This is a genomic window from Paenibacillus sp. PAMC21692, assembly GCF_014303795.1.
Lineage (GTDB): Bacteria > Bacillota > Bacilli > Paenibacillales > Paenibacillaceae > Pristimantibacillus > Pristimantibacillus agaridevorans.
Genome location: NZ_CP060293.1, coordinates 2,451,619 through 2,478,135, shown reverse-complemented (window position 1 = coordinate 2,478,135; position 26,517 = coordinate 2,451,619). Strand labels below are relative to the sequence as shown.

Here is a 26,517-nt window from a genome sequence, read left to right as displayed (position 1 = left end):
ATCGAATGCAAGTCATACTGCCGCTTCGTCTCAAACTTTACATTCCAGGTATTGTCTGAACTGCTTGATGCGGTGGAAAGTGGTATAGTTGGAGTCATGCATGTTTTTTGCTTGATTGATGGCGGTGCGGCACAAATAGATAATATCGTCGCCATCGATCAAGAAGCTGACATACTGGAGACCGACATCTGCCGGATCTTCATGACGGAAATCGTGTAGTCTTTTTACGATTTGGAAGTTTTGCATATCATGCGATAAGGCAAGCGATAACACATTACGCTGTCGCGGCGTCTCAGCATTGACAATTTCGCTGACAATTGCCCAATAGGCCTGAGAACCTTCGTCATAAAGAAGGTCGAATTTCGAATTGCTGCCGCCGTTAAAGTTGGCAAAGCTATGGAATTGCAACGGCTCTTCGGGTTGATTTTTATTTCCTTTTAAAACAAGCGCTTTTCCGTATCCGTCCATTTGATAACGCAGCACGTTGTAAATTTCCCCATCCGGACCGACGACTGCGTTCCCTTCCAAAGCTCCTTTGGATTGTCCTTCCGGCATCGCTCCGGGCCAAGAATGGTCATAAGGCAAAAAGCCTGTACAGGACCAGTTCTCGGCAACAAGCAGATCAGCGTCGGCATCAATGGAGATCAGCCCGCTGCTATGTCCGCCAGTCGACCAGGAACCATAATCGACAGCGGTATACAGTCTATTCTCATATTCGATAACCGGCATTGGCGCCTTATGGGGCCCGCGGCCGCTCCAGCTTCCCGCGCCTTTCATAATCGTAACCGGCGCCCCCCAAGTCTGCCCCTCGTCCGTGGAACGGCCAATCAGCAAATCGCCGTATTCCGTGGAGTTGGCCAGCATATACAGGACGCCGCGATGGCAGAACAGCTTGCCCCAGAAGCAGGGAAGCAGTTCGCAAACGTAACGCCAATGCGCGCCGTCATCATCCGAGCGGAAGAGCAGCGTCAGGTTTTGCGGCGCTTTGCTCGAATAAACATCCATCGATGCCAACAGGGCGCCCGATGGCAGCTTAACAATCGAAGGGCTGCACAAGCTCCTGCCGGAGAAGGCGTAGGTTTCGTCCTCGGGATGCAGATAGTTGACGACCGTGCCGACCGGCGGACCCGTCCGCGCAAGACGGATATCGCTCAAGCCCGTCCCGCTTGCCCGCACTACGTACATCTCATAGTCGCATTCCGGTTCCAGGCCCGTAATCATGCCAACCGATGAATCCAGCGCAATGACCGCATACGGATCATTGGTCCGGTATTTGCGGTAATAGAGCAGATGCGCGCCATTGTCTCCCGCATCCATCCACTCAAACTCGATCGAAGCAACGTCCGGTGCCAAACGGCATATATAAGGCAAGCTGCGTTTGTGATATTGATCGTAAGGGCTGTACGGCATATAACTCCAACCGGCGTATCCTAACATGTTGCTCACTCCTGAAATGTAATAGTGTTTACGATCTCGTGATTGCATTATCCTTTAACCGATCCAATCATAACGCCTTTCACAAAGTATTTCTGAACAAACGGGTAGACGCACATAATCGGCAAGGTGGACACGATAATGACCGCATACCGCATCGCTTCCACTAAATAAATTTGTGCCACTGCATCGCCGCCCATATCGGCGTTCTCGGATGCCATACTCATGGCTGACTGATTGACAATCAAATCGCGCAAGGCCATTTGCAACGGCATATAGCCGGGATCTCGCAAGTAGATCATAGCATTGAACCATGAATTCCACTGGCTTACCGCTGCAAAGAGCACAAGCACGGCAATGAGAGCTTTGGAGACGGGCAAAACAATTCGAAAGAAAAAGGAGAAATGACTGCAACCATCGATACTCGCCGCTTCAAACAGTTCATCAGGTAGAGTAGATCTCATAAAGGTTCTGCTAATAATGATGTTTGTAATATTGACTGCTCCCAGCAAAATGATAATGAGAGGATTGCCGTATAGACCGATTTCTTTTACAAGCAAGTAAGTTGGAATAAGTCCTCCGTTAAAAAACATGGTAAACAACAAAAACGCTGTAATAATCACTTTGCCCGGGAAAGCTTTGCGGGACAATGAATATCCTGCAAGCAGACTTGTCGCAACCGAGAGAAACGTAAAGAAGAGGGTATAAAACAACGTATTACGGTACCCAACCCAGATTGGAGTGTAGTTTAACACTTCCAAATAACCTTTGAAATCAAAGCTTTTCGGCCAAAACAGCACTTTCCCGGTAGCAACCAGCTTCGGATCGCTAAAGGAAGCGATAACCACAAAGTAGAGTGGATAAGCTACGATTAGAAGCAGTAGAATTAAAATGGTGTAATTAAAAATATCGTATATTTTGTCCTGCCTGGTTTGTGAAATGGGTTTTGACATCGCGCTTTCCCTCCTCTACCATAGCGATTCTTGGCCCAAGCGTTTACTGATCTGGTTGACCAAAAGAATCATAATGAAATTAATGCCGGAATTGAACAAGCCTATAGCGGCAGACAGACTGTACTGACCTTCTCTGATCCCTATCTTGTACACGTAGGTATTTATAACTTCGCTTGTACTTACATTGAACGAGTTCTGCATAAGGAATACTTTCTCAAAACCTACATTCATGATTGATCCGGATTCTAAAATTAACAAAATAACAATTGTGGGCAATATAGACGGCAGATCGATTTTCAAAACACGTTGAAATTTACTGGCGCCGTCTATAATGGCCGCTTCGTGCATGGACTGGTCTACCGCGGACAATGCGCTGAGGTAAATGATGCTGCTCCAGCCAAGACCTTGCCAGACGCCGCTCCACACATACAAATGCGGAAAAGCGGCAGCGTCTATCAATACTCCAAGATTTCCTTCCAGCCAGCCTAGGGAATTCAACAGGTTTTTGACGATTCCCATCGAGGGCGAGAAGAAAATATTGACCATCCCGATAATAACAACGATAGAGATAAAATGGGGGGCATAAGTAATAGTCTGAACCAGCTTCTTCATCTTCTGATTGCTTGCGCTATTAAGCATAAGCGCCAGCAGAATAGGCAGCGGGAAGCCGGCAAGCAGCATGTAGAAGCTTAGTATTAATGTGTTTTTCAGAATGACGGTAAACATAGGCATTGAGAAGAACCGGTCGAAATATTTGAGACCTACCCATGGACTGTCTATAATGCCCAAATGCGGCTTAAAATCTTTGAAAGCAATCGTGACGCCATACATCGGCAAATAGTTAAAAATAATAACTAGCACAATGGCTGGCAGAAGAAAGATATAAAGTTGTCGGCTTTCCCAGATTCTATAGCTTAAGGGTTTAAGATTTCCACTCCCTGTATTTAGTCTCGATGACTTCATCCGCTCATAGCCCCTTCCATTATTTCGCGATTACATCGTATCCTTTTTGTTTTAACCCCACAAACTTTTCCAAGCCTAAGTTGTTCATTTGTTTCACATACGCATCCCATTGTGCATCGATATCTTGTTTGCCTGTAATAAAATCGGCAAACATCGCTTTACGATAGTTCGTTAGATCAGCCTGGTATTGCTTCATCATGCTGACATCATCTGCATCAAGCGCACCTTCTACTAATACCATGTCATTGGGCATGACTACATCCTTATATACATTCTCGTATGCCCAAGCTCTGTTGTTCTTCACATCATAGGTTAGCTCTTTCCATTTGTTTTCGTAGAAGTCCTTGTCTCTCAAGGCGACAATGGAATTGTGCAACCCTAACTGACCGCTATGCTCCGTCATTTTGTCAGGGGATTCCTCCCAAAATAATTGATAGGCTTTTCCCTCACTGTCAAAATCCCAGGTTACTCCTTGAATGCCCCTGCTTATCGTCATACCCAGTTCGATATCTGAAGCGATTGCTTCCAGCAACCGAGCGGTTGCAACAGGGTATTTATTGTTTTTAGTAATAATAGCAGCGTTGGCCGGTCCTGCTATATAGGCTTGGCTTCTGATCAACGGCTTCTGACCGTTCCCGCTGTCGAGCGGGCCCATGGACGTTCCGAGCTCCGGCTGTCTGTTTTCGTAAGAATGATAGGAGCCTACAACCGGCGGAAGGGAGCTGATTTTAGCTGCATAAGTATTGAAATCGTCTGTAAACACTTCAGGCGGAATCACCCCTGCACTGTAAAGTTCGCGCAAATATTTGAGCGGTTCTTTAATCGCCGGATTGGTAGACTGGTCTTTAACGACACCGTTATCTACATACAGATAATCTCCGTGTGTAATATAAACGCCAAAGCTTCCATAAATATCGAATTGCCCGCCAACATAGCGGTCGAACATGAAATAGTACGGAATAACATCACTTGGGATAGATCCTTTTCCGGCATTTTCTTTGATAGCAATTAGAGCGTTTTTGAATTCTTCAGTCGTTTTAGGTATTGGTATTTGAAGTTCGTTTAACCAGGAATCCATAATAATCCATTGGTCGCGCAAGTTGCGAACAAATGGAGCAAAGTCAATGAAAGGCAAGCCATACAACTTTCCATTGGAAGCCAACGAGCCGTTATAAACAAGCTTGTTCTCCTCCATAAAGCGGTTCCACGTTGGAGCATATTGTTCAATCAACGGTTTCATCTCAACGAATTGATCGCCTTCAACGGCGGAAGTCATTTGATTTGCATTGATGCCGACAGCTAACAGAATATCGGGATAATCATTGCTGGCAAACATTAAATCTACTTTTTCAGAATCTTTTAATACTTCAACTTCAACATTAATATTCGTCTTCTCGGCAATATACTTCCAAACTTCCGTTGTGTCCATTTCCGGGCGCAATGCGCTGTAAGAGACGACGGCTTTAATGGTAATCGGTTCTTTCGTAATCGGATAACCTTCCAAATTGGTCATGCCGCCATCGGCAGTGCCATCCGTTCGTTCCGGCCTGGTGCTGCTTGTGCCCGGGTTCTGAGCAGGAGTGTTAGTGCCCGGTGTTTCTGCTTTGCTGCATGCTGCCAGCATGCTTAATACCAAAATCGTGATCAGGCCAAATTTGAACATCGAATAAATACGTATTTTTTTCATACTTTTGCCTCCCTTTAAAATGAATAGTGTTAAACCTCTATCGCCATTGCTTCTCTGGCTACTAACGAAAGTCCCGTTAGCTGAGCGATTTCTTTGCGCTGCGATTCGGTAAATAGATTGGTGTCCCGAACCCGACTGCCGATTTCCATCGGAAGACCTTGCAATGTCAAGCTGTATTTGGCATTAACCGGATAGTACTGGTACTCCGCCATCGAATTGGTACCGAGAAATTGCTGCAACTGCTCAGCCTGTTCCGGCCTGGATTGAAAATGATTGCAAAGCCAGGCGTATAGTTCCGGATGAAAGTTAGCCATAACCCCGCTGTATCCGTCTGCGCCAAGCTGTAAGCTTTCCAGCAATGTTGCGCTGTTGGCGTTAAACAATTTAATGCCCGAGTCCTTAATGATTTGCAACTTCTCGGCAATTTGCTGTATGCTGCAGCAAGTGTCTTTAATGAACAAAAAGCGATTGAGTTGCACACAAGAACGCAGTACGTTTGGCGACAGCAATCTTTTGTAAGGATACGGGCATTCGTAAATACCTAGCGGGATATTGGGCAACCTTTCTGTAAACGCTGTCATATTCTCGATTAAGATATCGTCGCTTTCATCCTCCGCAGCAAAGCGATTTGGCAGAATAACGTAGGCTTCTGCACCGGTACACATGATTTCTTCCGCTTCGCGAACCTGATCATCCACACTGTCTGCCGTATGTCCGGATACAATGACTTGCATCCCGTCTGGCGCATTCTCGACAATAAACTTCGCCAAGCTTTTTTTCTCCGCAAGAGTCAAGTGAAACATCTCACTGGATTGACACACTGCAAATATGCCTGCAACACCTCGTTTCTGATAGAAATCGATCATCTTTTCTACGGCGGTATAGTCGATTGTATTGTTTGCCGTAAAAGGAGTAATCATGGTTGGCCATACGCCGCTCTTGATGCTCTGCATGTTATCCACTCCTCATATGTTCTAATATATAGAACGTAATTCTATTTTTATCTTTATGACGTCATATTAGCACAGTAATTTTGTTGTGTAAATAGTGGATTTAACTTGTATATTATAATTCTATGCGAAAATCATTCGAAATCCCAGATTTATGTAGAATTATGTTGCGTGAAAATAGTATACTGTTCTATAATAGGGAACAATGGTGCAGATTAGGAATTCAGGAGAGAGGGGTTTGGCGATGGCAGAGGAAGCAAAAGTGAAAACATTGAAAAAAGCATTGGACATATTGTCCTGCTTTTCAGTTGAAACACCGGAATTGGGGATTTCAGAAATTAGCGAGCGGCTTGATTTGTACAAAAGCAATGTGCACAACATTATTTCTACTTATGAGCAGTTTGGCTATATCGAAAGAAATACGGAGAATGGCAAATATCGTCTCGGCACCAAGATTTTGGAGCTGTCGTATATTATAAACTCCAATCTGGGGTTGCATAACGCAATCCAACCGCCTATGAGCGCCTTGTCGGTAGAGGTCAATGAAGTCATTTATTTTGCGGTGCCTAAAGGAGCTCGCATTATGTATTTGGAAGGCGTATATCCGGCTACATCCTTTAATGCGCGTTCTATGGCAGGCGAGACGGCCGAAATGTACTGCACTTCCCTTGGCAAAGCAATTCTGGCTTTTTTACCGCCCGACCAGGCAATAAAAGCGATAAGCGAGCAAAGCATGCGCGCCCATACGCCCAACACAATAACGGATCGCAATGCCTTGCTGAACGAATTGGAGCGTACTCGCAAAAGAGGATACAGTATCGATAATATGGAGCATGAATTCGGCATTAAGTGCGTCGGGGTTCCTGTATTCAGGCGGGACGGTTCTTTGCTGGGCGCCATGAGCATATCAGGTCCGTCGCTCAGAGTCGAAGACCGCATAGAGGAATATGCAGAAAAGCTGCACACCGCCAGCCAGAAGATCAGTTTGCGTACGTGAGTGAAGCAAGCATCCTCTTTCTTCTCACAGCTTTCTCCAGCTATAAATTCAAAACCCGGGTCGCATAAGCGCCCGGGCAAATTCACTGCTTATTCAGCTTTGTAATGCAGGCCCCGCAAGATGAACTCGGTCAATTCCCGCGTCATCGTCTCCAGATCGGGCTGCCCTTCCTCCAGCATGACCGACCAATACTCTTGATTGCGGTGGAAGAGGAGCGTGCCTACAACAGACATAAACGCCGTATCCACCGAGCGGAATTCGAACAGGCCGCGCTCGCGCCCTTCCTTGATCCACTTGCGCAGCAGTCCCCACATCGGCATGACATGCTCCCTGATCTTCTGGATACGCGGCGTGTTCATGATTATTTCCTGCTGAATGATCGTTATCAAGAGCGGATCCGACTGCCTGAAGGCCGTGACCTCCCGGATCACCAGCTTAACGCCGGCCACGGGATCCATATCCGGATTCACCGAAGCGACCCGGTTATTCGGGAATTCCGTCTCGAACAACGCGCCGAACAAACTTTCTTTGCCGCCGAAGTGATAGGAGACAAGAGCAACGTTAGCTCCAGCTTCTTCGCAGATTTGTCGAATGGACGTGCCTTCGAAGCCATGCTTCGCGAACAGTCTTTTGGCTGCCGTCACAATTCGCCGTTTCACATCCATTTCGTCTATCGTTGACATGTCTCCCGATCGCTCCCTGCCTAAATGTTATGACTGCTGACGACCGGCGATAACCGCCTGAGGCTGGCGGGCTGTCTTCGTCTTGAACACCACCGCTGCCGCACTGACCACAATTGCAAAAGCCGTAATCGCAAGTAGCGCAGCCAAGTCGCCGCCTACGCCCGGACCGCCGAACAAAATATTCATATTGCCGTCCACCGCGTACGTTGCCGGCAACAGCTTGCTAAGTCCCGTATAGAAGTCGGACAACAGCTCTCGAGGCACCATGGCTCCGGAGGATACGAGCTGAACCGACAGCAGCATAATATTGAATAACATGCCCGCCATTCCGAACACGTACAAAAACATCTGGGAGACGAACATAAACGTGAGCAAAAAAATAAACTGGAAGCCCCACAGATGGAGGAAACCTTCCTGGATCTGGCCACCGAGCGCCGAGAGGAGCGAAGCTCCGACCAACGATACGGCAGCAGCGGAAATCACGTTAATCAGGCTGCGCGCTCCAAATCGGCTCCAGCGGCTCGTCGCCGATGCGATCGCCATCGACGATTGCTCCAGATTCATCCCCATGATCATCGCGCCTACGTACGAGGCAAGCACCATCATCATCGGCACCATTTGATTGTTCATGCCTTGCACGGGATTAACGGATTGCACATCCGACACGACGCGCTCCGACAATCCGCCGGATACCGCTGCCGCTTGCTCCTCCGGCATGTTCATGCCCGTCAACGTACCCTTGATGCCCATCGCGACGGCTTGTTGGTTCACCTCGGCGGTAATCGTCTCCGCGGCGCCGCTCATCATGCTCTTTATCAGCGCGGGATTGGATTCGTTGATGAGGAAACCGATCTTGGCTTGCCCGTCAGGCGAAGCCGCCTGTCCCGCGAAGTCTGCAGGGATGTGCACGACCATCTGCAGCTCGCGATCATGCAGCTGCTTCTTCGCCGCTTCCAGCGACTCAGGCCGAACGACAGTGAAGGGCAATCGATCCGCCAGATTTCCCGCAATGGCCTCTCCCATCCCGCTGGCATCCTCGCTTACGATCGCAATCGTCAATCCGTCGACACGATCCGTTACCCCGTCGTATCCCGTCATCCAGATGACCGAGAATATAATTTGGAACATAAATGCCGTAATAATACCGACCCAAGTCGTCGGCCTTTTCATAAACGCTTGCAGCGCCGTCTTCATTATTCTACCACTCCATTCTCTATTTAAACAGTTGTTTAAAACAACTGTTTAAATTATGCTCCGGAGCGATTGTTTTGTCAAGCCTGATAATATGGCTGATCGCGAACGCAAAAAAACCTGACGCATCCGCACGTCAGGTTTCTTATTTGTAGGATTAAGTTTGAGCAGCAGCCGAATCCTCTTCTTCCTCCCACTTGGCATCCTTCTCCTGCTGCTTGCGGAACACGATGCCTGACAGAAAGACGCTGAATTCGTACAACAGCACGAGCGGAATAATGACCAGGATGTCGGATATGAAATCCGGCGGAGTGATCGTAACGCCGATTATCGCCATAATAAAATAGGCAAGTCTGCGCATCTTGCGCAATCGCAGAGGATTGACGATCCTGATCGCCGTCAGGAACATAATGACAAGCGGCAGCTCGAACAGCAGCGAGATCGGGATCAGGATGCTGAACATGAACGTAAAGTACTGAATGATCCCGTACGTTTCCTCCAGATTCAAGTGTGCCGCAACCGTACGCGTGAAGTTAAACGCAAGCGGAAACACAACAAAGTAAGCGAACGCGAGGCCAGCCAAAAACATAATCAGCGCAAATGGCACGTATTTTAACGTGGATCTCTGCTCAATCGGTCTCAGCGCCGGCTTTACAAATGCCCATAGCTGATAGGCGGTAAACGGAAGCGTGATCACTAACGCTATGACAAGAGCAATCTTCATGTACATGCCGATGCCATCCCATAGAGAAAAAGTATGTAAGGTCATCGTATTGGCCGGTTCCAGACTCATCAAATAATTATACAAAGGCTGCGCCGCCACTAAACCGAGCACAAGTCCCAGCGTTAATACGATTAAAATATAGATCAGACGTTTACGGAACTCGCCCAGATGCTCCAACAACGGCATCAGGCCATCTTCCCGAAGCAAACCTTTGTCGATTTTTTCCCTCACCTTGTCGCCGGCTTTCATCGGTGAATTCGACTCTCCTTTCGACATGCTCCCGCACACCATTCTTCAATCTCAAGAAAAAAGCGGGTCCGGTTATTCCGGAAGCCGCTTGTTCGATTTCTCCGTATCGGGTGCCGTACTTACTTCCACTCTGCTTCTGTCCTTTGCATCGCTGTCATCCATAATCTCGCGCGCTCCCGACTTGAATTCGCGAAGCGTCCTGCCGAATGCGCGGCCAAGCTCGGGAAGCTTGTTAGGTCCGAATAACAGCAAGGCGATCAGGACCAATAAAATAATGCCCCCTGCACCAATTCCGCTCATAATTAAACCTCCTTTAATTGTGTATTGTCCATCCGTGCGAGAAACCTTCATATGCTTAGGCTGCCCGCCAAACCTCTGTCGCGGATTTACCTGCGTCGTTAACGCGACAGCAAGCCGCCATATCCCAGCGGCACTATATCAGCCTTCGTAATCGTGTCCCCTGCGAGAATTCGCGGGAGAAGCACGTCAAATGAGGTGTAAGGGTCATGCATGACGCAGCCCGGAAGTCCGAGAATAGGAATTCCTTGTATGTAACCCATGAGCAACATAGAGCCCGGAAGCATAGGCGTTCCGTAGCTGACGATATCTGCGCCCGCTTGACGAATGGCGCCAGGCGTCCGGTCATCGGGATCGACGGACATGCCGCCTGTCACGAGTATCATATCATACCCTTGCGCCAGCATAAAGTGTATTTCCTTGACAATTACTTGACTATTGTCGGGGGCAAAACGCTGCTCCGCCACTTCGGAGCCTAACTCCGCCAGCTTGGCAGCAACAGCGGGTCCGAATTTATCCTCTATTCGTCCCTCGTACACTTCGCTTCCCGTCGTCAGAAGCCCAGCTCTCGCCTTACGAAATGGCCTAACGCGCAGCGGAGCCGCTCCGTCATGCTTGAGGCGGTACTGCCTGGCCAGTTCCTCCACTTCCGCCACTTTCTCCTTGGGCACGACCAGTGGAATCGCCCTAGTAGCCGCGACAGGATTGCCTGGACGGATCACGGCATGCCGCTTGACCGTTGCAAGCGCGATCTCTCCGAGCGCGTTTACGGCGTCCACGATATCCTTGTCTATCTCGGCCAGTCCGAGTATTTGAGACTTCAAGCTTACCTTGCCCTCGTGGGGTTCTGTAAGCACGAGCTGCTCGTCGGCAAGCGCAAGAGCCATCGCTAGCGCTGCATCGTCTTCGTGCAGCTCGCCATCGCCAAGCTCGAGAATGTAGATGTGCTCTTTTCCGATATCGAGCAGACTTGGAATGTCGGCTTCGGAGATGAGATGTCCTTTCTTGAACAGTCTTCCCTTGAATTGACCGGGAATAATCTGCGTCAGATCATGCGCCAATCGTAATCCCACGGCATCATATACGGACACTTCTCTCAGCAGCGACGTTCCTTGCCGAATCGTTTTTTGCTCCCGCTCCGTCTGCTCCGTGCTTCGTTCCGTCATCCGCTATGCTCTCCAAGCTGTCCCGATAGAATGCCGAGCGCATGAGGCAGCTGATCCATAACAGCCATCAAGCTCTCATGAACGCCTTTGGGACTCCCAGGCAAGTTGATGATCAAGGAGCTGCCGCGAATGCCGCATACGCCGCGGGACAGCATCGCCCTTCTCGTCTTCTGCAGCGCGCCTATTCGCATTGCTTCCGCGAGCCCCGGAACCTCCCGATCGATCACCTTAAGCGTCGCCTCAGGCGTAATATCACGGGGAGCGAGGCCCGTCCCTCCGGTCGTCAGAACAAGATCCGCCTGGAAATACTCCGTCATCTCGATTAATGCCGCCATAATTTCATCCTGCTCGTCCGGTACGATCCGATAATCGACGATGACGCCGCCAAGCTCCTCCTCCACCAACTCGCGAATAACCTGAGCGCTCGTATCCTCCCGCTCCCCGCGCGATCCCTTGTCGCTAGCCGTCAATAACGCAACCTTCCACTGCATATCCCATTCCTCCCATCCCGAATGTCCCGCGACTGCTCTCTCTACGCTTCCGTTATAGATGTTGAACTCTAACTTATGCTGTAATCTCCGCTCTTGCCGCCGCTCTTTGCCATAAGCTGCGTTGGCCCGATGATCATATCCTTTTGCAATGCCTTGCACATGTCGTAGACCGTAAGCGCCGCAGCCGATACGGCAGTTAACGCCTCCATCTCCACGCCTGTCTTGCCTGTTGTTTTCACAGTTCCTTCTATGTATAACTCGTCCTCTCCGTTGTCGGAAAAAACGATATTAATGCCGGTAAGAGGCAGCGGATGACACATCGGTATCCAGTCCGCCGTCTTCTTGGCCGCCATAATGCCCGCGACTTGCGCGACCGCCAGCACGTCTCCTTTGCCGATTGTTCCAGCCTTGATCCGTTCCAGCGTTTCGCGATGCATCTTGACGCCGGTTCGCGCCGTCGCTACCCGGGTCGTGACGTCCTTCTCCGAGATGTCGACCATTCTTGCCCTTCCTTGTTCGTTAAAGTGGGTAAGCTCCATCCCGCGCCTCTCCTTTCTCTACATATGTGATGTCGCTCTCCAATGAATAGCCTCTTCTGTGACAACGCCATCGAGGCGCAAATCATGCTCCTCGCCCGGGACCTCATCCCTTACTTGCGCTTCGAATGAGGCTCCGAGCCAGAGCGTTTGCTTCCCCAACCGTTCGTTGCGGTCAGACATCCTTTGCCAGAAGCGATCGTAATAACCTCCGCCGTATCCCATTCTTCCCCCGTTTCGGTCGAAGGCGAGCCCCGGCACCAGTACAAGCTCCGGCACAACATCCTCTTCGAGCGGAGGAGCAAGGTTCGGATCGGGCTCCAGAATGCCATAGGCCCCGGCACGAAGTTGTGCAAAGCTGTCCAGTCTGTGCAAGGTCATGCTTCGTCCTTCTACGATGGATTTCGGCACGATAACCTGGGCATCCTTCTGCCAGCACCATTGCATCAGCGTGCTTAAGTCGAGCTCGCTGCGGAACGACACATACGCCATGATAACGCGAAGCCGTTCGCGCTCCGCCAGATCCGCGATATGACGGCATGCGGCAATTGACCATTTCAGGCGCTCCTCGGGGTCTAACGCATTCCTGTCCGATGCATAGACAGCCCGTGCCTTCGCTTTCTCCTGTCCAACGTATGGCGCGTCCATCGTTCAATCCTCTTTCCCGTCCCATGACTGAACTTGCCTTTCCATGTAGTGTACCATTGTTATACAACTTTCGCCAATGGATGCAGCACTTTGTGGTAAACTAGAAATTGATGCACGCAGCGCTATGCTGCAACTATGGAGTGGAGGGTCAGACATGCTGTTGCAAGTGTCCAATGTGTCCAAACATTATGGCGTCACCGCCGTATTATCCCATATTTCCATGCAGGTTCAGGAACGCGACCGGATTGGCCTCGTCGGGGTTAACGGTGCAGGCAAATCCACCCTGCTCAAAATAATCGCCGGCGAAATGTCCGCCGACTCCGGCGATATACATAAAGCCAAAGAAACGAAGCTCGGTTATCTCGCCCAGAACAGCGGTCTTCAATCCGATCGCACCATTATCGCGGAGATGCGCGCCGTGTTCTCCCATCTGCTTGAAGCGGAGGAAGAGCTCCGCGAGCTCGAGCTGCGGATCGCGGATCCGGAACTTCACGACAATCCCAAGCGCTATGAGGAGACGCTGGAGCGGTATGCTCTCCTGTCCGACTGGTTCCGCGAGCAGGGCGGCTTCGAGATCAATACGCGGATCAACAGCGTCCTGCACGGCATGGGCTTTGGCAGCTTCGACATGGAGACGGTCATTTCCACCTTAAGCGGCGGGCAGAAGACGCGTCTTGCGCTGGCTCGCATCCTGCTCCAGGCTCCCGATCTGCTTATGCTTGACGAACCTACCAACCATCTGGATATCGAGACATTGACCTGGCTGGAATCCTACCTGCGCGGTTACGCAGGCGCTATTGTCGTCGTATCCCATGACAGGTATTTCCTCGACGCAATGGCGAACACGATCGTCGAGATCGAACGCCATGTCGCCACACGTTATACAGGCAACTACTCTCGGTATCTGGAGATCAAGGCTGCCGAATACGAGACGGATCTTAAACATTACGAGAAGCAGCAAGGCGAGATCGAGAAGATGGAACAGTTCATCCAGCGCAATATTGTGCGCGCCTCGACGACCAAGCGAGCCCAGAGCCGACGCAAGGCGTTGGAGAAGATGGAACGACTGGACAAGCCGCTCGGCGATCTCAAGAAAGCGCATTTCACCTTCGAGATCGAGCGCATGTCGGGCAAGGACGTGCTCAGCGTCGACGATTTGTCCATTACCTTCCCCGGCAAAGAGCAGCCGTTATTCCGCCATATCGGATTCGAACTGACGCGCGGCGAAACCGTGGCGCTGATCGGACCGAACGGTATCGGCAAGTCCACGCTGTTGAAGGCGCTGATGGGGCAGCTTGAGCCCGCTTCCGGCACCATACGATTCGGCACCCACGTAAAGATTGGGTACTACGATCAGGAGCATACCCGCCTAAATGGACAGAATACGGTGCTCGAGGAAGTCTGGAGCGAATATTCCCATATGGAGGAAGCACGAATTCGCACCGTCCTTGGCAACTTCCTTTTCAGCGGCGAAGACGTGCTCAAGCGGATTTCCTCCTTAAGCGGCGGAGAGAAAGCCCGCGTCTTGCTGGCCAAGCTGATGCTGGCGCAAGCCAACCTTCTCATTCTCGACGAACCTACGAACCATCTGGACCTGTTCAGCAAGGAAGTGCTGGAAGCCGCACTCATCGACTATGAAGGCACGCTGTTGTTTATCTCCCATGACCGGTACTTCTTAAATAAGATGGCGGAGCGAATCATCGAACTTCATCCCGACGGCATCCGACATTTCCTGGGCAATTATGATGATATGCTGGAGAAAAAAATCGAAATGGAAGACGCCAAGCGCGAAGCCCTTGCCATGCAAGCCTCCGCTCAGCGCAAGACCGGCGCCGCTGCAGAAGCTCCGACGGCCAGCTCCTACGAAGCGGAGAAACAGGCCAAACGCGACGAACGCAACAAGCAGCGTAAGCTGGAGCAGCTCGAAGCCCAGATCGCCGAGCTGGAAGGCGCCGTCGCCGAATTGGAGGAGCAATTGACGGATCCCGCGATCTTTAACGATTACATCCGCATTCAAGAGATCCAAGCCTCCATCGAAGAACACAAACAAACGTTATCCGCAGCCTATGAGCAATGGGAAGAACTGATGTAGACCTCTTCTGGCCGTTATTCTCAAGTTCTGCCGCACTGAATAGGGATTGCACGGAGTGTGGCGGGTCAAACTTAATTATAGAGGGCTGCCGGCACGATGATACTCTCATCGCGCCTGCAGCCCTCTTCTATGACATTAATAGGTTTCCATACTAATAAGTCCGAGACGTTTCGCTTCGCGAATAGCCTCCGAACGGGATCTTACATTTAACTTCTCGAAAATACGCGTCAATTGATATTCCACATTGCGTTGGCTGACATGCAAACTAGCTGCAAGCTCCTTGTTGCTTACGCCCGCAGCAACCTCAGACAGAATAGTCATCTCTTTCTCGTTGATCGATACGTCTTCGATGGATAACTCCGATCGGGCCACCAATACTTCGTTTCGTCTTAGCTGCTTTAGCAACGTAATGGGGATAACCGCCTCTCCCCGTAACGCGCAGCGAATGGAGTTGTGCAGTTGCTCCCGCGAAGCCGTCTTCGATATGAAGCCGGAAACGCCAGATTCGATAAGCAGATTAAAGTGCGAGCCAATCTCGTAGCCGGAATAGATGACGATCTTGCGATCCGGATCCAGCTGAAGCAAGCGCTTCGTCAATTCCAGCCCGCTTATGCCGGGCATATTGAGATCGCAAAGAATCAGATCGAACGGTTCCTTGCCTGTCTGCACTTTGTTTAAAGCTTCCAAAGCGGAATGTGCAACAGTCACCTTCATCTCGCCATCTTGTTCAATCATCGTCTTCGTGCCTTCTCCCACGGAAGGATGATCGTCAACTAATAAGATATGAATCACCCGTAATACCCCTTTCGGTTCTTGCCCCTTCTATCATAACCGGCATCAGGATTGTCACCTCAAGTCCCCGGCCGCGCTCCGATACGAACGAAATTTCGCCATCCAGACTCGCGACACGTTCCTTAATGCCCGATAACCCCATATGTTCGAAAGATTCCGCCATCCCTTCGACATCCATGCCGATGCCGTCATCCTGATAGCGGAAATACAACATATCCTTGCGCAATTCTAGCTCCAGCGTAATAACCTTGGCGTCTGCATGTTTGTCGGCATTGCGCAGCAGTTCCTGAACGATTCGGTAGATCGCCGTTATCTGCTCCTCATTCAGCTCGTGTTGAATAGGCTTGGAACGGAATTTCACTTCGAAGTTAACCCTCATCTGCGTATGCTCGATAATCGACTCCACCGCCTCGACAACCCCCATCTCCTTAAGCAACGGAGGCCTGAGTTCATTGCAGGTTTCCCTGATCTGATGGATGACGTCCAGAAGCCCTTCTTTAATCGCTTCCAGCTCATTGCCGAGCTTTTCCGAGAGGGGATGGTCCATCATGATGCTCTCCAGTCTGCGATACCAGAGCAATTGGTCCTGCAACGCGGAATCATGAAGATCCGCTGCCAGCTTTCGCCGCTCGTTCTCCGACAGGAGGAACAACATCCTAAGCACCCATGGGGAAGGCGCGTGTTCTTTGCGGACCTCGGATTGCAGATCCTCGATCAGTCCTTCGATCAAATACAGATTCTCGAACACAATGCTGGAATAGTTGGCCATAGTTTTTAGCCAGCGAATTTCGTCGGAATTAAATTTCGTATGATTCGTCTTCATCCCAATCCACAATACATGGTATCTGGAACGTTGCTTGCCGATTACGAGACCTAGACCGTACGGAAGATCAATCAAGTCTCCAAGCTTGAACGCGTTGACGGTGCCCAACAGGAAGTCGGCGGTTACCATCTCCTCGTGTTCATCGCTCATAGGAAACACCGCATGCTCCGACTGATCGACGATAAGGAACGTTATGCGGCCTACGGGCAGCAACTGGTTGATCTCGTTCTTGAGAACCGACTCCAGATCGCCTTGCTTCATGACCTTAGCCACATTGCGGGAGAAGCGATCCAGACTGTCCTGATAGCTGTACATCGCCTTGAACAACCTAGGCCGGAACCGCTGATCGATCTGTTCCTTAGCGTACAGGAACAATGTCATGCCTACATATACAATGACAAACGATCCGATAAATTTCGACCAGGCGCTGCCATCCGGCGCCTGGGCCGCGAGCGTGACCACTGCCGCCAGCAGTAAGGCCGGCAGGAGTGACAACGCCGTGTAATACTTGAATCGAGTTAATATAAAATCTATGTCGAACAGCTGATTGGAAGTCGACAGATAGAAATAGACGATCGGCAGCACAAACAAAAACAAAGCCGTGAATGCCGGAGGCAGAACCTGATCGTTGCCAAACAGCTGCGGCAACAAGTTCAAAGCCGCAAATGGCGTAAAAGCCACGAGGTGGGCCGTCAACGTTATCGTAAACAGCGAATGAAGCTTCGTAAAACGGTGTTTCATATATTTGAGCACAAGCTTGTAGACGCAAACGAGATTGCCGACGAGCACAATGGCGCTATAGGCATTCTTGATATAATTAAACGTCTCGTTGCTAAGCAAATCCGTCCAAATATAGATCAGGCTGCTCGCGCTGACCGCGCCGACGATTCCGAAAAGTACGACAAGCCATCGCTTGTCGATAAGGCTTGCGTCGAATCTTCGCAGATAAATGTTCATGAAGCTCATATACAATAACGGAATGGTAGGCAATACGACATAAATAATCGATAAACCGACGGGGTCCCTCAAGATGGACGCCGAGGAACTGTAGTAGCTTATCCCTATCGACGAGAAAAACAGAATGAGCATAATAGCCGCCGGATCATGATTTCGTTTTACATAAAGGAATGCGGAGAACGCGCAGAACACGAATAGCGATATTCCCGGTATGTATAGCTGCAGCAATAATTCGAGCGTCGTATGCTCGCCCGACCAGGCTTTGGCGAACGTAATAGAGATTATGGAGCTGCCTCGACGTTCGATAAGGACGTTGTCCGCGTCCTCCAGCGAATCGTATTTCAACAGATTGGGGAATTCGTTCGCCTGCTTGCCATTGATCTCAAGCACCCGGTCACCAATCTGTAGTCCGTTCATCTTGGCCTGGCCCCCAGGTGCCAGTGAAACAACAAAAAAACCGGCATTATCCTGAGGAAGGACGTACGCTCCGATGGAAGGAACGCGAATAATGACGGCAGTCAAATAAATTGTTATTGTGACAAAAAAAATCAAGAAGAGGAATGCGCTCAGCCTTTTCATTGCCGTAGATTTCATGCAAACCTCTTCCTTTCAATCTCTTCATCTGACTTGGAAACTAGTTCCAGCCGTAACCGAAATAACGGGCACCGTTGTCCTTATCCTTCAATTCGCCTAGGAGAGCTCTCTGTTCTTCCGTTGAAACTCCTGCCAATTGAACTTGTCCACCCATAACCAACTTCATACTCTCTGCGCTGCTTGCCAATTGACGAATCATGTCCTTCAACATTTTACATTCCTCCGCTTCTCCTATTAATGAACATCGAATATAGTACATTTCTACTATATCAGACATAGGATAGCAGGCAAACGCAAACTTGATTGGTATTTACCGAAATAGCTTTTGCGTGATTTCGCTCCCTATGGACTAGGCGTTAGATCGAAGGGCCCTGTCATTGATCCGACTATCATCGCCCAGCATGCGAACAAGCCCTTCCTTCCACCTATCTTCGGCAGGCATGGCGTCCAGCAAATCAAGGAAACGATTATAGTGCATACGTCCCATCACTGTTCCATACAGCAAGGCGCCTGTCCGTTCCAGCGCTTCGCGGAACTGTTCTTGCCTGTCCAGAACAGCTTCCGCGCCGGATCTCCCTTGGAAGTAGTCTATAATCCAGGAATCCTGCTCCGTGCTGCTTTCCATCAAATACAGCAGCGGCAAACTGATCTTTCGCCCCAGGAAATCGCTTTTGTCGTCCCAGCGCACAAGATCCCTTACGTCGTTCTTCATCTGGGCGGACAGCCCCAGCGCTTCCGCATACGCTTCTATGTCCGGACTCCACTCGCGTCCCGCGCACATCGCGCCTGCATTGCAGGCCAGAACGAACAAAGACGCGGACTTCAACCGTATCATCTCCACGTAACCATCCTCGTCCTTCGCTTCGCCGGCAATATCCATCATCTGTCCGTTCGCGGAAAGCAGCAGTTGATTGTTGAGCCGTTCTGCGAATTCGCCACGATGTCTGATATCCTTTATCCCTTGCAGCATCGCCTGCTGCGACAGCGTCAGGATGGAGGTTGCGGCATGAAGCGACTCCGGCATAGGAATGTTCATCCATGGCTTGGCAGGCGCGTCTCCATCCTCCAAATCATCGAGAATATCCGTTGCCAGAATCAATAATTCCATGCCCGCCGCCGTCATAAGAGGGTCGCCCTCGCTACCGCCGTACATATGGTAGTGAACGAACGTCAAAGATCCGAAGATCATTGCCTCGCCGAGCTTGTCTTCCACGAAATCAAGCGCGTGCTTCTGAAGCCGCCGGGATTGGAACCTTTCCCGAATGAGCGACTTCATTGCCTCGCCGATTCTATCGTTTAGATTATTCCAGTCATTATGTACCCAATCCATATGGATTCCTCCGCAAGTTAAACAATGCCATAACCAGTATACTACGTTCTCCGCTTGCTGGCATCGTTCTTCTTTGAATCACCAATTCCCTCCTCGCTCCTGCGTGATAAGAGAAGTGCGATCATTTCCATCCTTATCTCCATTAGACTTCTGTGTTCGCTGGACGGATCTTGGACGCGCTTGCCTTGTTCAACCGGTTTAAACTTCAACGCCTCCCCTGCTGCCCACGGCATACTCCATGTATACCGCCTCCATTGTAAGCCCGCCCCTGGGAAGCTCTTCGATCAGCGTCATCGGGCTGTCGCATACGACAAGTTGCCCCTCTTTCATGACGCCGACACGATCGCAGCAATATTGAATTTCCGTCATATCGTGGGAGATGATGACAATCGTCTTGCCTTGCAGTCTCAGTCCCGCAAGAATAGACCAATACTCGCGCTTCGCCTGACTGTCGAGACCGGTCGTAGGTTCGTCGAGAAAGATAATCTCGGGATCATTGACGACGGAGATCGCAAGCGTCGTCCGCTGCCGCAAGCCGCCGGACAGCCGCTTGACGATCTTGTCGGCATAGGGCGCCAGTCCGAACTGCTTTAGAACGACGTCGGTATCGATCGTTCGTTGATAGAAGTCCTGGAACATCTCCAGCGCTTCCCTCACCGTCATTTTATCGATCAAAGTCGTTGTTCCCATCAAAAAATTGATGTGTTCCTTCAGTTTATCCCCATCCGTCAACATATTGAAGCCTAGCACGCTTACGGAACCTTCGTCGGGTTTGCTTTGGCCCGAAATCAGCTCCAGCAGCGTCGTCTTGCCCGCCCCGCTCTTGCCAATTACGCCGAATAGTTCTCCTTGCCTCACCTGAAAGGATACTTGCTTGATTGCATGGTTAGCGCCTAAATGCTTGCTGACTTGATTCACCTGGATGACGGCTCCCTTATCCATTCAGTTTACCTCCGCATGTATGACTTTATTGTTAAGATAGCTCATCCAGCTGGTGTTTTCACCGAAAACTTGATTCGTAATTAACGCAAATTTCATTGCGCTCTCGCCACGCGCTGTCGATTGCCGCATTTATCCCTTGAAAATCCGCCTCTCGCGCCTTGGTTTCGTTGGTTCGACATACCTATTAACAGGCTTATCCACAACTCTGGATAAATTGTTAGTTAATTCTGTCGACATTTTTCGGGATTAGGCCCGCAATTTCCAAGCTTCTGACGAATAATATGCGCAGGAGCCTATGATCTCGTTGTTTATATCCACTTTATCCACATTATCCACAATTCAATTGTGAAAAAGTTATCCCCGTTTCCCCCACATAAGAAAGAGGGCGCAAACCCAAGGTTTACGCCCTCTTTACAAACTTATCCCCAAAACGAGGGTCGATTGTGGATAAGTTTGTGCACATGTCAGCTATTTTGTTGGGGAACCCCCATTATTCGACTTAGTTAATCTTCCTGCTGCCGTGATTCTCTCTCTGAGCCGCCCCCGCAGACATAAATGCCTGGTTGCATGCGGACACGTATGCCTGCGCAGCCGCCAGAATAATATCATTATGCACAGAGCTGCCCCTGAATCTCTCGCCGCCATAAAGCACGCTCACTACCGCTTCGCCGAACGCATCTTCTCCGGTAGACAGCGAATGCAGCTCCAGGTCCTCGAATTCCGCCTCAGCCGGAATGGCTTGCTTCAGTGCCAGGATAACGGCTTCGAGCGGCCCTTCGCCCATAGCCGTATAACTTTCTTCGCGGCCGTCCTGGTTCTCGCGTACCGTAACGGTTGCGGTCCGCGCTCGCTGCGTACCTGCATGCACCAGCAGATCCACCAAGACGAGCGGGTCCAACTGCGTCCGGGTCATGTCGCCGGCTATGCGGATCAACTCGTTGTCCGTCACGATTTTCTGCCCGTCCGCAACTTCCTTGAACCTGGTGTAGATCGCCTTGAATTGCTCCTCTGTCGGCTCAATGCCGAAGTCCGCCAGACGATGTTTGATGGCATGGCTGCCCGAGTGCTTGCCCAGCACGATCATGCTTCTGGAGATGCCCATCGCCTCGGGATCCATGATCTCATACGTATTCCGGTTTTTCAGCAGTCCGTCCTGATGGATGCCGGATTCGTGCTGGAATGCATTACGTCCGACTATCGGCTTGTTGTAGGCGATGGGGAAATTCATCGTCCGGCTGACGATTCGCGACGTCTCGTAGATCTGATCGATTTGGACGTTCGTCTCCGCCTTCAGATAGTCCCGACGCGTCTCGATGGCCATAACCAGCTCCTCCAGCGAACAATTGCCCGCCCTCTCGCCGATGCCGTTCACGGTCACTTCGATCTGCGTTGCCCCTCCTTGGATCGCGGCCAGGCTGTTCGCTACCGCCATACCCAAATCATTGTGGCAATGCGCGCTGTATCGCACCTTATTGCCGCCCCGAGCCTCCTTGCGCACAGCCTGGAACAGCTCGATAACTTCGTTCGGCATCGCATACCCCAGCGTATCCGGCAAGTTAATGATTGTTGCGCCCTCCTCGATGACGGCTTCGACCAGCTGGATGACGAAATCACGGCCGGACCGCGTCGAATCCATCGCCGAAAATTCGATTTCGTCCACGAATTGTTTGCCGTACGCCACCATATCGCGGGCAATCCGAATGACCTCTTCCCGCGACTTGCGCAGCTGATGGCTCAGATGAATGTCCGACGACGAGATGAACAGATGGAGTCTGCGGCGAGCTGCATCCGCCGTTGCCTGAACCGCTGCGTCAATATCGCCTTTGACCGCCCGTGCGAAGCCGGCGATCTCCACCTGCTGCAGCTCGCGCGATATTTGCTGTACCGCCGCGAACTCGCCGGCGCTGGACACCGCGAACCCCGGCTCGATCACGTCGATGCCCAGCTTGGCGAGCTGGCGGGCAATGACGATTTTACGCTCCGGTGCAATCGAGGCTCCCGGCGATTGTTCTCCATCTCTCAAGGTTGTATCAAATATTTGAATTTTTTTGTAGTTTTCCATTGTTTTTCCTCCTCGATAATGGTCCTATAGAAGTGTAGTAGCTAAGGTTATTTCTAAACGAAAAAAAGCCCGCCATCCCCGATCAATCGATCAAGAGACGACAAGCTTAACGCTTCTGCCGTGGTACCACTCCAATTGGCCGTGCCCGAACGCGAATGTCCGGTGCAGCATGCCCGCTTAAAGCCCGTTGACGGAGGCGATCCGTAATACAGTACCGGCGGCGAATGGTTCTATCCCGAAGCTTGCGCTTCGAAAATGGCTGCCACGTTCCCGTATTCCGCTCACAGGCGAGATTCAAGCCCTGGTTTTGACTGCGTCGCACCTTCCCGCAGCTCTCTTGACCGTATCCACCTTTTCATGAGAACCATGATTTTGTGAACCGATTTGCCAACCGTTGCTCTACTTGCTCCTGCTCATAGCGTTTATTCAGTATTCGATTAAGTTCACTTCACTTGCCTCATTCGCAGCGCTCTTTGCCATCGATCTGTTTATCCATCAATCAGGATGTTCGCTCTGGCGGGCGATAAGGTGCACCTTTTCCCCTCCGCCAGTCGACCGACTCGTTAATGGTCCTGAAAATAAATAAAACCTGCCGTCTCTTATTCAAGAGACGACAGGTTACGAAGACCCGCGCGGTACCACCCTTGTTGGCAGCCTCCGTCAAAAAAGACGAAAGAATGCCCACCTTAATCATCGTTTACGGATCCGGAGTCCATCACGATGAACCTGCTTACGGAGGTTAACCGTAACTAAGTAAATTGCCCTCCCATGCATGAGAGACATGACAATGTTCCTTAGTTCCGCTCCCAGGCGAGCTTCAAGGCTTCCATCGACTGCGTTGCACCACCCGCAGCTCTCTGAGCAATCAAGACATTACGTCCCTATGCGTCCCGGAGCACCTCTACTGTTCCTGTTCTTAGCGTTTGCGAATATGAGGATTGAAGTATTGCTGTTTATTATAGCCGGACGATAATTATCTGTCAATTCGAACTTCAAAAAGTCCGATTTTCAATCTCCGGCGACCATGCTTCCAGAGACAGACCGGGATCGGCCTTTAGATCAAGGTCGGAATACATGCCGCGCTTCAGCTTCAGATGCGCAGCCGCTCCAATCATGGCGGCATTGTCCGTGCATAACTTGCCGGACGGGATGAGGAGCGGCAGCCCCTCGGCTTCGCAGCGAGCTGCAAGCGCAGCCCGCAGGCCCCGGTTGGCGGCAACGCCCCCGCACAACAAGAGCTGCTTGACGCCATAAGCCGAGGCGGCTCTAAGCGATTTGGTCACGAGCACCTCGATCACGGATTCCTGAAAGCCGCGGGCCAGTGCAGCTTCGTCCAGCTCAAGCCCCTTCATGCGCGTCTGATTAATGACGGCAAGCACGGCGGATTTTAACCCGCTGAAGCTAAAGTCGTAGCTCCCCTCCTCCAGCCATGCCCTGGGCAGCTCGATCGCAGCTTTGGCCTCCGCAGCCAGCTTGTCGATATGCGGTCCGCCGGGATAAGGCAGCTTCAATGAGCGGGCGACCTTATCATAGGCTTCGCCCACCGCATCGTCGCGGGTACGGCCGATCAGCCGGAAGCTGCCTTCTTTCTCCAGCAGAACCAGCTCGGTATGCCCGCCGGACACAACAAGCGCCAAGCACGGATATTTAAGCTCATGCTCAAGCTCGTTGGCATAAATATGACCCGCTATATGATGCGTTCCAATTAGCGGAATGTCCAACGCGAGCGACAGACTTTTTGCCGCGACGATGCCTACGAGCAACGCCCCGACCAACCCGGGTCCTTGCGTGACCGCAATGGCGGACATATCCTTTAATCCATGTCCCGATTCGCGGATGGCCTGTTCGATAATTAACGTTATGCTTTCGACATGCTTGCGCGAGGCAATCTCCGGCACGACTCCGCCGAAAGCTTCGTGAACGTCGATCTGGCTGCTGACTACATTGGACAGAATATGTTTGCCGCCCTTGACGACCGCCACCGATGTCTCGTCGCAGCTTGTCTCTACCGCAAGTATCAAAGTTTCATCGTAATTGCCAGTTGTATTCAATGACTTTCCTCTCCCGTTCCCAGCCGGCTCTCATCCAGCTCCGCCCACATAATAAGCGCGTCTTCGTTGTTATCCGAATAATAGTTCGGGCGTACGCCGGATGGCTGGAAGCCATGCTTCCGGTATAGCCGCTGCGCATGCTCGTTGGAGACGCGCACCTCCAGCGTCATGCGCGCCGCGCCGTAGAACAGCGCTGTACGCTGCAGCTGAGCCATGAGCCGATGCCCGAGCCCGATGCCCCTGACATCGGATCTGATCGCGATGTTCGTGACATGCGCCTCGTCCATAATGATCCACATGCCGCCATATCCGATTAATTCTCCGCCGTATTCCAGCACGAGGTATCTGGCGAACATATTGTTTTTCAGCTCGTTCACGAACGATTCTTCCGTCCAGGGACTGCTAAACGATTCCCGCTCGATGAGCAGAACGGCAGGAATGTCAGCTAACGACATGGGGCGATATACAAGCTTTGCATGATTCACCGGCATCTCTATCCCTCACTCGCCCGCTTCGCCTTCAACTTCACTTCCGCTTCCGTAAGCTGCGTGTAATTCGGAATGAAGGTATGCGGATCTTCGTTCTCGCCTGCAGCAAGACGTCTTTGGCCAAGCTGCGCCAAGTATCGGCCTTCCATGACGTAAGGCGTTAGCCGGACTTCGGCACCAAGCTCCGCTCCCTGCGCGGCCAGCCGCTCGGCTGCCGGTCCATGCAGCGACAAGTCGCCGACGAGCCAGACGACAGGCACGGCTGCATGTATCCGATCCGAGTTGGCGATTCCCTCTGCACAAGCACCATCAGAACCCGCTTTTCTCCCAACCGTATCCTTGATTCGCTCAAGAATCGAGTCCACCCATCGTTCCATCATCCGCACGCCATCCTCGGCGAATCTCGACCATTCTTCGACCTCGGTTCCATCTGCACCCGCACGGCAAACAAAACCCGCGGCATACACTTGCCCCCGCCTGGCATCCATAATAGGCAGCACCCAATGCTCGCGGCTCGTTTCGGTACGAGCATTCGTGATTTCACCGCCTGCAGGCGCGTCTTCCATCCCTCTGTGCCAAGCTCCGAACGCGATCGCTTCGAGACTGGAGACGCCTGCCAGCGGTTTCTCCCAGCACCAGGCCAGCGTCTTGGCGGCCGTGACCGCAATCCGCATGCCCGTATAGGAGCCGGGACCGTTGCCGACGACGATACCCGCCAGCTCCTCCGGCTTTATATTCGACGATGACAATAGATTCTTTAAATGGGAGATGACATGAACGGAATGATTGCGTTCCGCCAACGACTGCACCTCTCCCAGCACTTCCCCGTCACGGATAATCGCGGCTGCCATCGCAGCCGTAGACGTATCCAGAGCGATAACCGGGCCGCTCTCTGCCCATGCTGCCTTATTCATTGTCCAAGTTGCTCCTGTTCCATAGCGTTGTCCAGCCACTCCGCATACGGCTCTCCCCATCCCGTCAACCGGAACCGTCTTGCTTCTCCTCCGAGATGCTCGATATAGATAGACAGGCGATTAGGCGGCAGCAGTTCCTCGATCAAACTGGCCCATTCCACAATCGTGACGCCGTTTCCGTAAAAATATTCGTCAAGCCCCAGCTCGTCCGCTTCATCAACGGACAACCGATAAACATCCATGTGATAGAAAGGGAGGCTCTCCCCCTCGTATTCCTTAATAATCGTGAAAGTTGGACTGTTTACCACGCCTTTAACGCCTAATGCCGCGGCGAACGCCTGAGAGAATGCGGTCTTGCCCGCGCCGAGATCGCCATCGAGAGCGATGACCGTACCCGGACCTGAGAGAGCCGCCAGTCTGGACGCCCATATTTTCGTTTCCTGCAAGCTGCCCACTTCTTGAACAGCCGTTCCCTTGCCCGCTTTCATCCCCATCACCGCTTC

At 51.3% G+C, this 26,517-nt stretch carries 25 protein-coding genes; 2 read left to right on the top strand and 23 right to left on the bottom strand.

Annotated elements, in window-relative coordinates:
• Window positions 1-30: 30 nt before the first annotated feature.
• From H7F31_RS09945 to H7F31_RS09925, 5 genes are read right to left on the bottom strand one after another with little or no spacing between them, the layout of a single operon-like run.
• The gene (locus tag H7F31_RS09945; RefSeq protein WP_187104017.1) at window positions 31-1,437 is read right to left on the bottom strand and encodes a sialidase family protein; all 1,407 of its coding nucleotides are present in this window, start codon (window positions 1,435-1,437) and stop codon (window positions 31-33) included.
• Window positions 1,438-1,484: 47 nt separating this feature from the next.
• Window positions 1,485-2,387: a carbohydrate ABC transporter permease gene (locus H7F31_RS09940; RefSeq protein ID WP_108992728.1), complete on the bottom strand. Its 903-nt coding sequence runs from the start codon at window positions 2,385-2,387 to the stop codon at window positions 1,485-1,487.
• Between the two features lie 15 nt (window positions 2,388-2,402).
• Entirely contained in the window at window positions 2,403-3,350 is a 948-nt protein-coding gene (locus H7F31_RS09935; RefSeq protein WP_087571134.1) for an ABC transporter permease, read from the bottom strand.
• Between the two features lie 19 nt (window positions 3,351-3,369).
• Window positions 3,370-5,037, bottom strand: coding sequence for a type 2 periplasmic-binding domain-containing protein (locus H7F31_RS09930; RefSeq protein ID WP_187104016.1), 1,668 nt, complete (start codon window positions 5,035-5,037; stop codon window positions 3,370-3,372).
• 29 nt (window positions 5,038-5,066) lie between these two features.
• Window positions 5,067-5,990 carry a dihydrodipicolinate synthase family protein gene (locus H7F31_RS09925; protein WP_187104015.1) on the bottom strand — a complete coding sequence of 308 codons (924 nt, stop codon included), beginning with the start codon at window positions 5,988-5,990 and terminating at the stop codon, window positions 5,067-5,069.
• A gap of 241 nt (window positions 5,991-6,231) precedes the next feature.
• Here H7F31_RS09925 and H7F31_RS09920 point away from each other — a divergent pair, with 241 nt between their 5' ends.
• Window positions 6,232-6,984, top strand: coding sequence for an IclR family transcriptional regulator (locus tag H7F31_RS09920; protein WP_187104014.1), 753 nt, complete (start codon window positions 6,232-6,234; stop codon window positions 6,982-6,984).
• 89 nt (window positions 6,985-7,073) lie between these two features.
• On the opposite strand, the gene H7F31_RS09915 is transcribed toward H7F31_RS09920, so the two are convergent.
• From H7F31_RS09915 to H7F31_RS09880, 8 genes are all read right to left on the bottom strand, one after another.
• Window positions 7,074-7,667, bottom strand: a complete 594-nt coding sequence (locus tag H7F31_RS09915) for a TetR/AcrR family transcriptional regulator (protein WP_187104013.1) — start codon at window positions 7,665-7,667, stop codon at window positions 7,074-7,076.
• Between the two features lie 27 nt (window positions 7,668-7,694).
• On the bottom strand, window positions 7,695-8,861 hold the full coding sequence (locus H7F31_RS09910; protein ID WP_187104012.1) for a YhgE/Pip domain-containing protein: 1,167 nt from the start codon (window positions 8,859-8,861) through the stop codon (window positions 7,695-7,697).
• A 154-nt stretch (window positions 8,862-9,015) separates the two neighbouring features.
• Entirely contained in the window at window positions 9,016-9,768 is a 753-nt protein-coding gene (tatC, locus tag H7F31_RS09905) for a twin-arginine translocase subunit TatC (protein ID WP_397374677.1), read from the bottom strand.
• Window positions 9,769-9,903: 135 nt separating this feature from the next.
• On the bottom strand, window positions 9,904-10,131 hold the full coding sequence (locus H7F31_RS09900; RefSeq protein WP_187104010.1) for a twin-arginine translocase TatA/TatE family subunit: 228 nt from the start codon (window positions 10,129-10,131) through the stop codon (window positions 9,904-9,906).
• A 98-nt stretch (window positions 10,132-10,229) separates the two neighbouring features.
• Complete coding sequence (locus H7F31_RS09895) at window positions 10,230-11,294, bottom strand: molybdopterin-binding protein (protein ID WP_187104009.1); 1,065 nt, start codon at window positions 11,292-11,294, stop codon at window positions 10,230-10,232.
• A complete protein-coding gene (locus H7F31_RS09890) occupies window positions 11,291-11,785 on the bottom strand; it encodes a MogA/MoaB family molybdenum cofactor biosynthesis protein (protein WP_187104008.1) in 495 nt (164 codons plus the stop codon). The genes H7F31_RS09895 and H7F31_RS09890 overlap by 4 nt, the downstream gene beginning before the upstream one ends.
• A 68-nt stretch (window positions 11,786-11,853) precedes the next feature.
• Window positions 11,854-12,324: a cyclic pyranopterin monophosphate synthase MoaC gene (gene moaC / locus H7F31_RS09885; RefSeq protein ID WP_187104007.1), complete on the bottom strand. Its 471-nt coding sequence runs from the start codon at window positions 12,322-12,324 to the stop codon at window positions 11,854-11,856.
• Between the two features lie 18 nt (window positions 12,325-12,342).
• On the bottom strand, window positions 12,343-12,969 hold the full coding sequence (locus tag H7F31_RS09880; protein ID WP_187104006.1) for a 5-formyltetrahydrofolate cyclo-ligase: 627 nt from the start codon (window positions 12,967-12,969) through the stop codon (window positions 12,343-12,345).
• 154 nt (window positions 12,970-13,123) lie between these two features.
• Between H7F31_RS09880 and H7F31_RS09875 the strand changes: the two genes are divergently transcribed.
• Window positions 13,124-15,061, top strand: a complete 1,938-nt coding sequence (locus H7F31_RS09875; RefSeq protein WP_187104005.1) for an ABC-F family ATP-binding cassette domain-containing protein — start codon at window positions 13,124-13,126, stop codon at window positions 15,059-15,061.
• A gap of 135 nt (window positions 15,062-15,196) precedes the next feature.
• On the opposite strand, the gene H7F31_RS09870 is transcribed toward H7F31_RS09875, so the two are convergent.
• The 10 genes from H7F31_RS09870 to tsaE all read right to left on the bottom strand — a co-directional run bounded on the left by H7F31_RS09870 (window position 15,197) and on the right by tsaE (window position 26,508).
• The gene (locus H7F31_RS09870; RefSeq protein ID WP_087571145.1) at window positions 15,197-15,853 is read right to left on the bottom strand and encodes a response regulator transcription factor; all 657 of its coding nucleotides are present in this window, start codon (window positions 15,851-15,853) and stop codon (window positions 15,197-15,199) included.
• Window positions 15,831-18,227 carry an ATP-binding protein gene (locus H7F31_RS09865; RefSeq protein ID WP_187104004.1) on the bottom strand — a complete coding sequence of 799 codons (2,397 nt, stop codon included), beginning with the start codon at window positions 18,225-18,227 and terminating at the stop codon, window positions 15,831-15,833. The genes H7F31_RS09870 and H7F31_RS09865 overlap by 23 nt, the downstream gene beginning before the upstream one ends.
• 40 nt (window positions 18,228-18,267) lie before the next feature.
• Window positions 18,268-18,438, bottom strand: a complete 171-nt coding sequence (gene comX / locus H7F31_RS09860; RefSeq protein WP_179215859.1) for a competence pheromone ComX — start codon at window positions 18,436-18,438, stop codon at window positions 18,268-18,270.
• A gap of 138 nt (window positions 18,439-18,576) precedes the next feature.
• Window positions 18,577-19,557 carry a polyprenyl synthetase family protein gene (locus H7F31_RS09855; RefSeq protein WP_187104003.1) on the bottom strand — a complete coding sequence of 327 codons (981 nt, stop codon included), beginning with the start codon at window positions 19,555-19,557 and terminating at the stop codon, window positions 18,577-18,579.
• Between the two features lie 198 nt (window positions 19,558-19,755).
• Entirely contained in the window at window positions 19,756-20,499 is a 744-nt protein-coding gene (locus H7F31_RS09850; RefSeq protein WP_187104002.1) for an ABC transporter ATP-binding protein, read from the bottom strand.
• 499 nt (window positions 20,500-20,998) lie between these two features.
• Window positions 20,999-22,561 carry a 2-isopropylmalate synthase gene (locus H7F31_RS09845; protein WP_187104001.1) on the bottom strand — a complete coding sequence of 521 codons (1,563 nt, stop codon included), beginning with the start codon at window positions 22,559-22,561 and terminating at the stop codon, window positions 20,999-21,001.
• Window positions 22,562-23,553: 992 nt separating this feature from the next.
• On the bottom strand, window positions 23,554-24,612 hold the full coding sequence (tsaD, locus tag H7F31_RS09840) for a tRNA (adenosine(37)-N6)-threonylcarbamoyltransferase complex transferase subunit TsaD (protein ID WP_187104000.1): 1,059 nt from the start codon (window positions 24,610-24,612) through the stop codon (window positions 23,554-23,556).
• Window positions 24,609-25,103, bottom strand: a complete 495-nt coding sequence (gene rimI / locus H7F31_RS09835) for a ribosomal protein S18-alanine N-acetyltransferase (RefSeq protein WP_187103999.1) — start codon at window positions 25,101-25,103, stop codon at window positions 24,609-24,611. Before rimI ends, tsaD begins: the two co-directional genes overlap by 4 nt.
• 2 nt (window positions 25,104-25,105) lie before the next feature.
• Window positions 25,106-26,014 (bottom strand): tRNA (adenosine(37)-N6)-threonylcarbamoyltransferase complex dimerization subunit type 1 TsaB, encoded by a 909-nt coding sequence (tsaB, locus tag H7F31_RS09830; RefSeq protein WP_187103998.1) that lies wholly within the window; start codon window positions 26,012-26,014, stop codon window positions 25,106-25,108.
• Window positions 26,011-26,508 (bottom strand): tRNA (adenosine(37)-N6)-threonylcarbamoyltransferase complex ATPase subunit type 1 TsaE, encoded by a 498-nt coding sequence (gene tsaE, locus H7F31_RS09825; protein ID WP_397374675.1) that lies wholly within the window; start codon window positions 26,506-26,508, stop codon window positions 26,011-26,013. The genes tsaB and tsaE overlap by 4 nt, the downstream gene beginning before the upstream one ends.
• Window positions 26,509-26,517 lie beyond the last annotated feature (9 nt).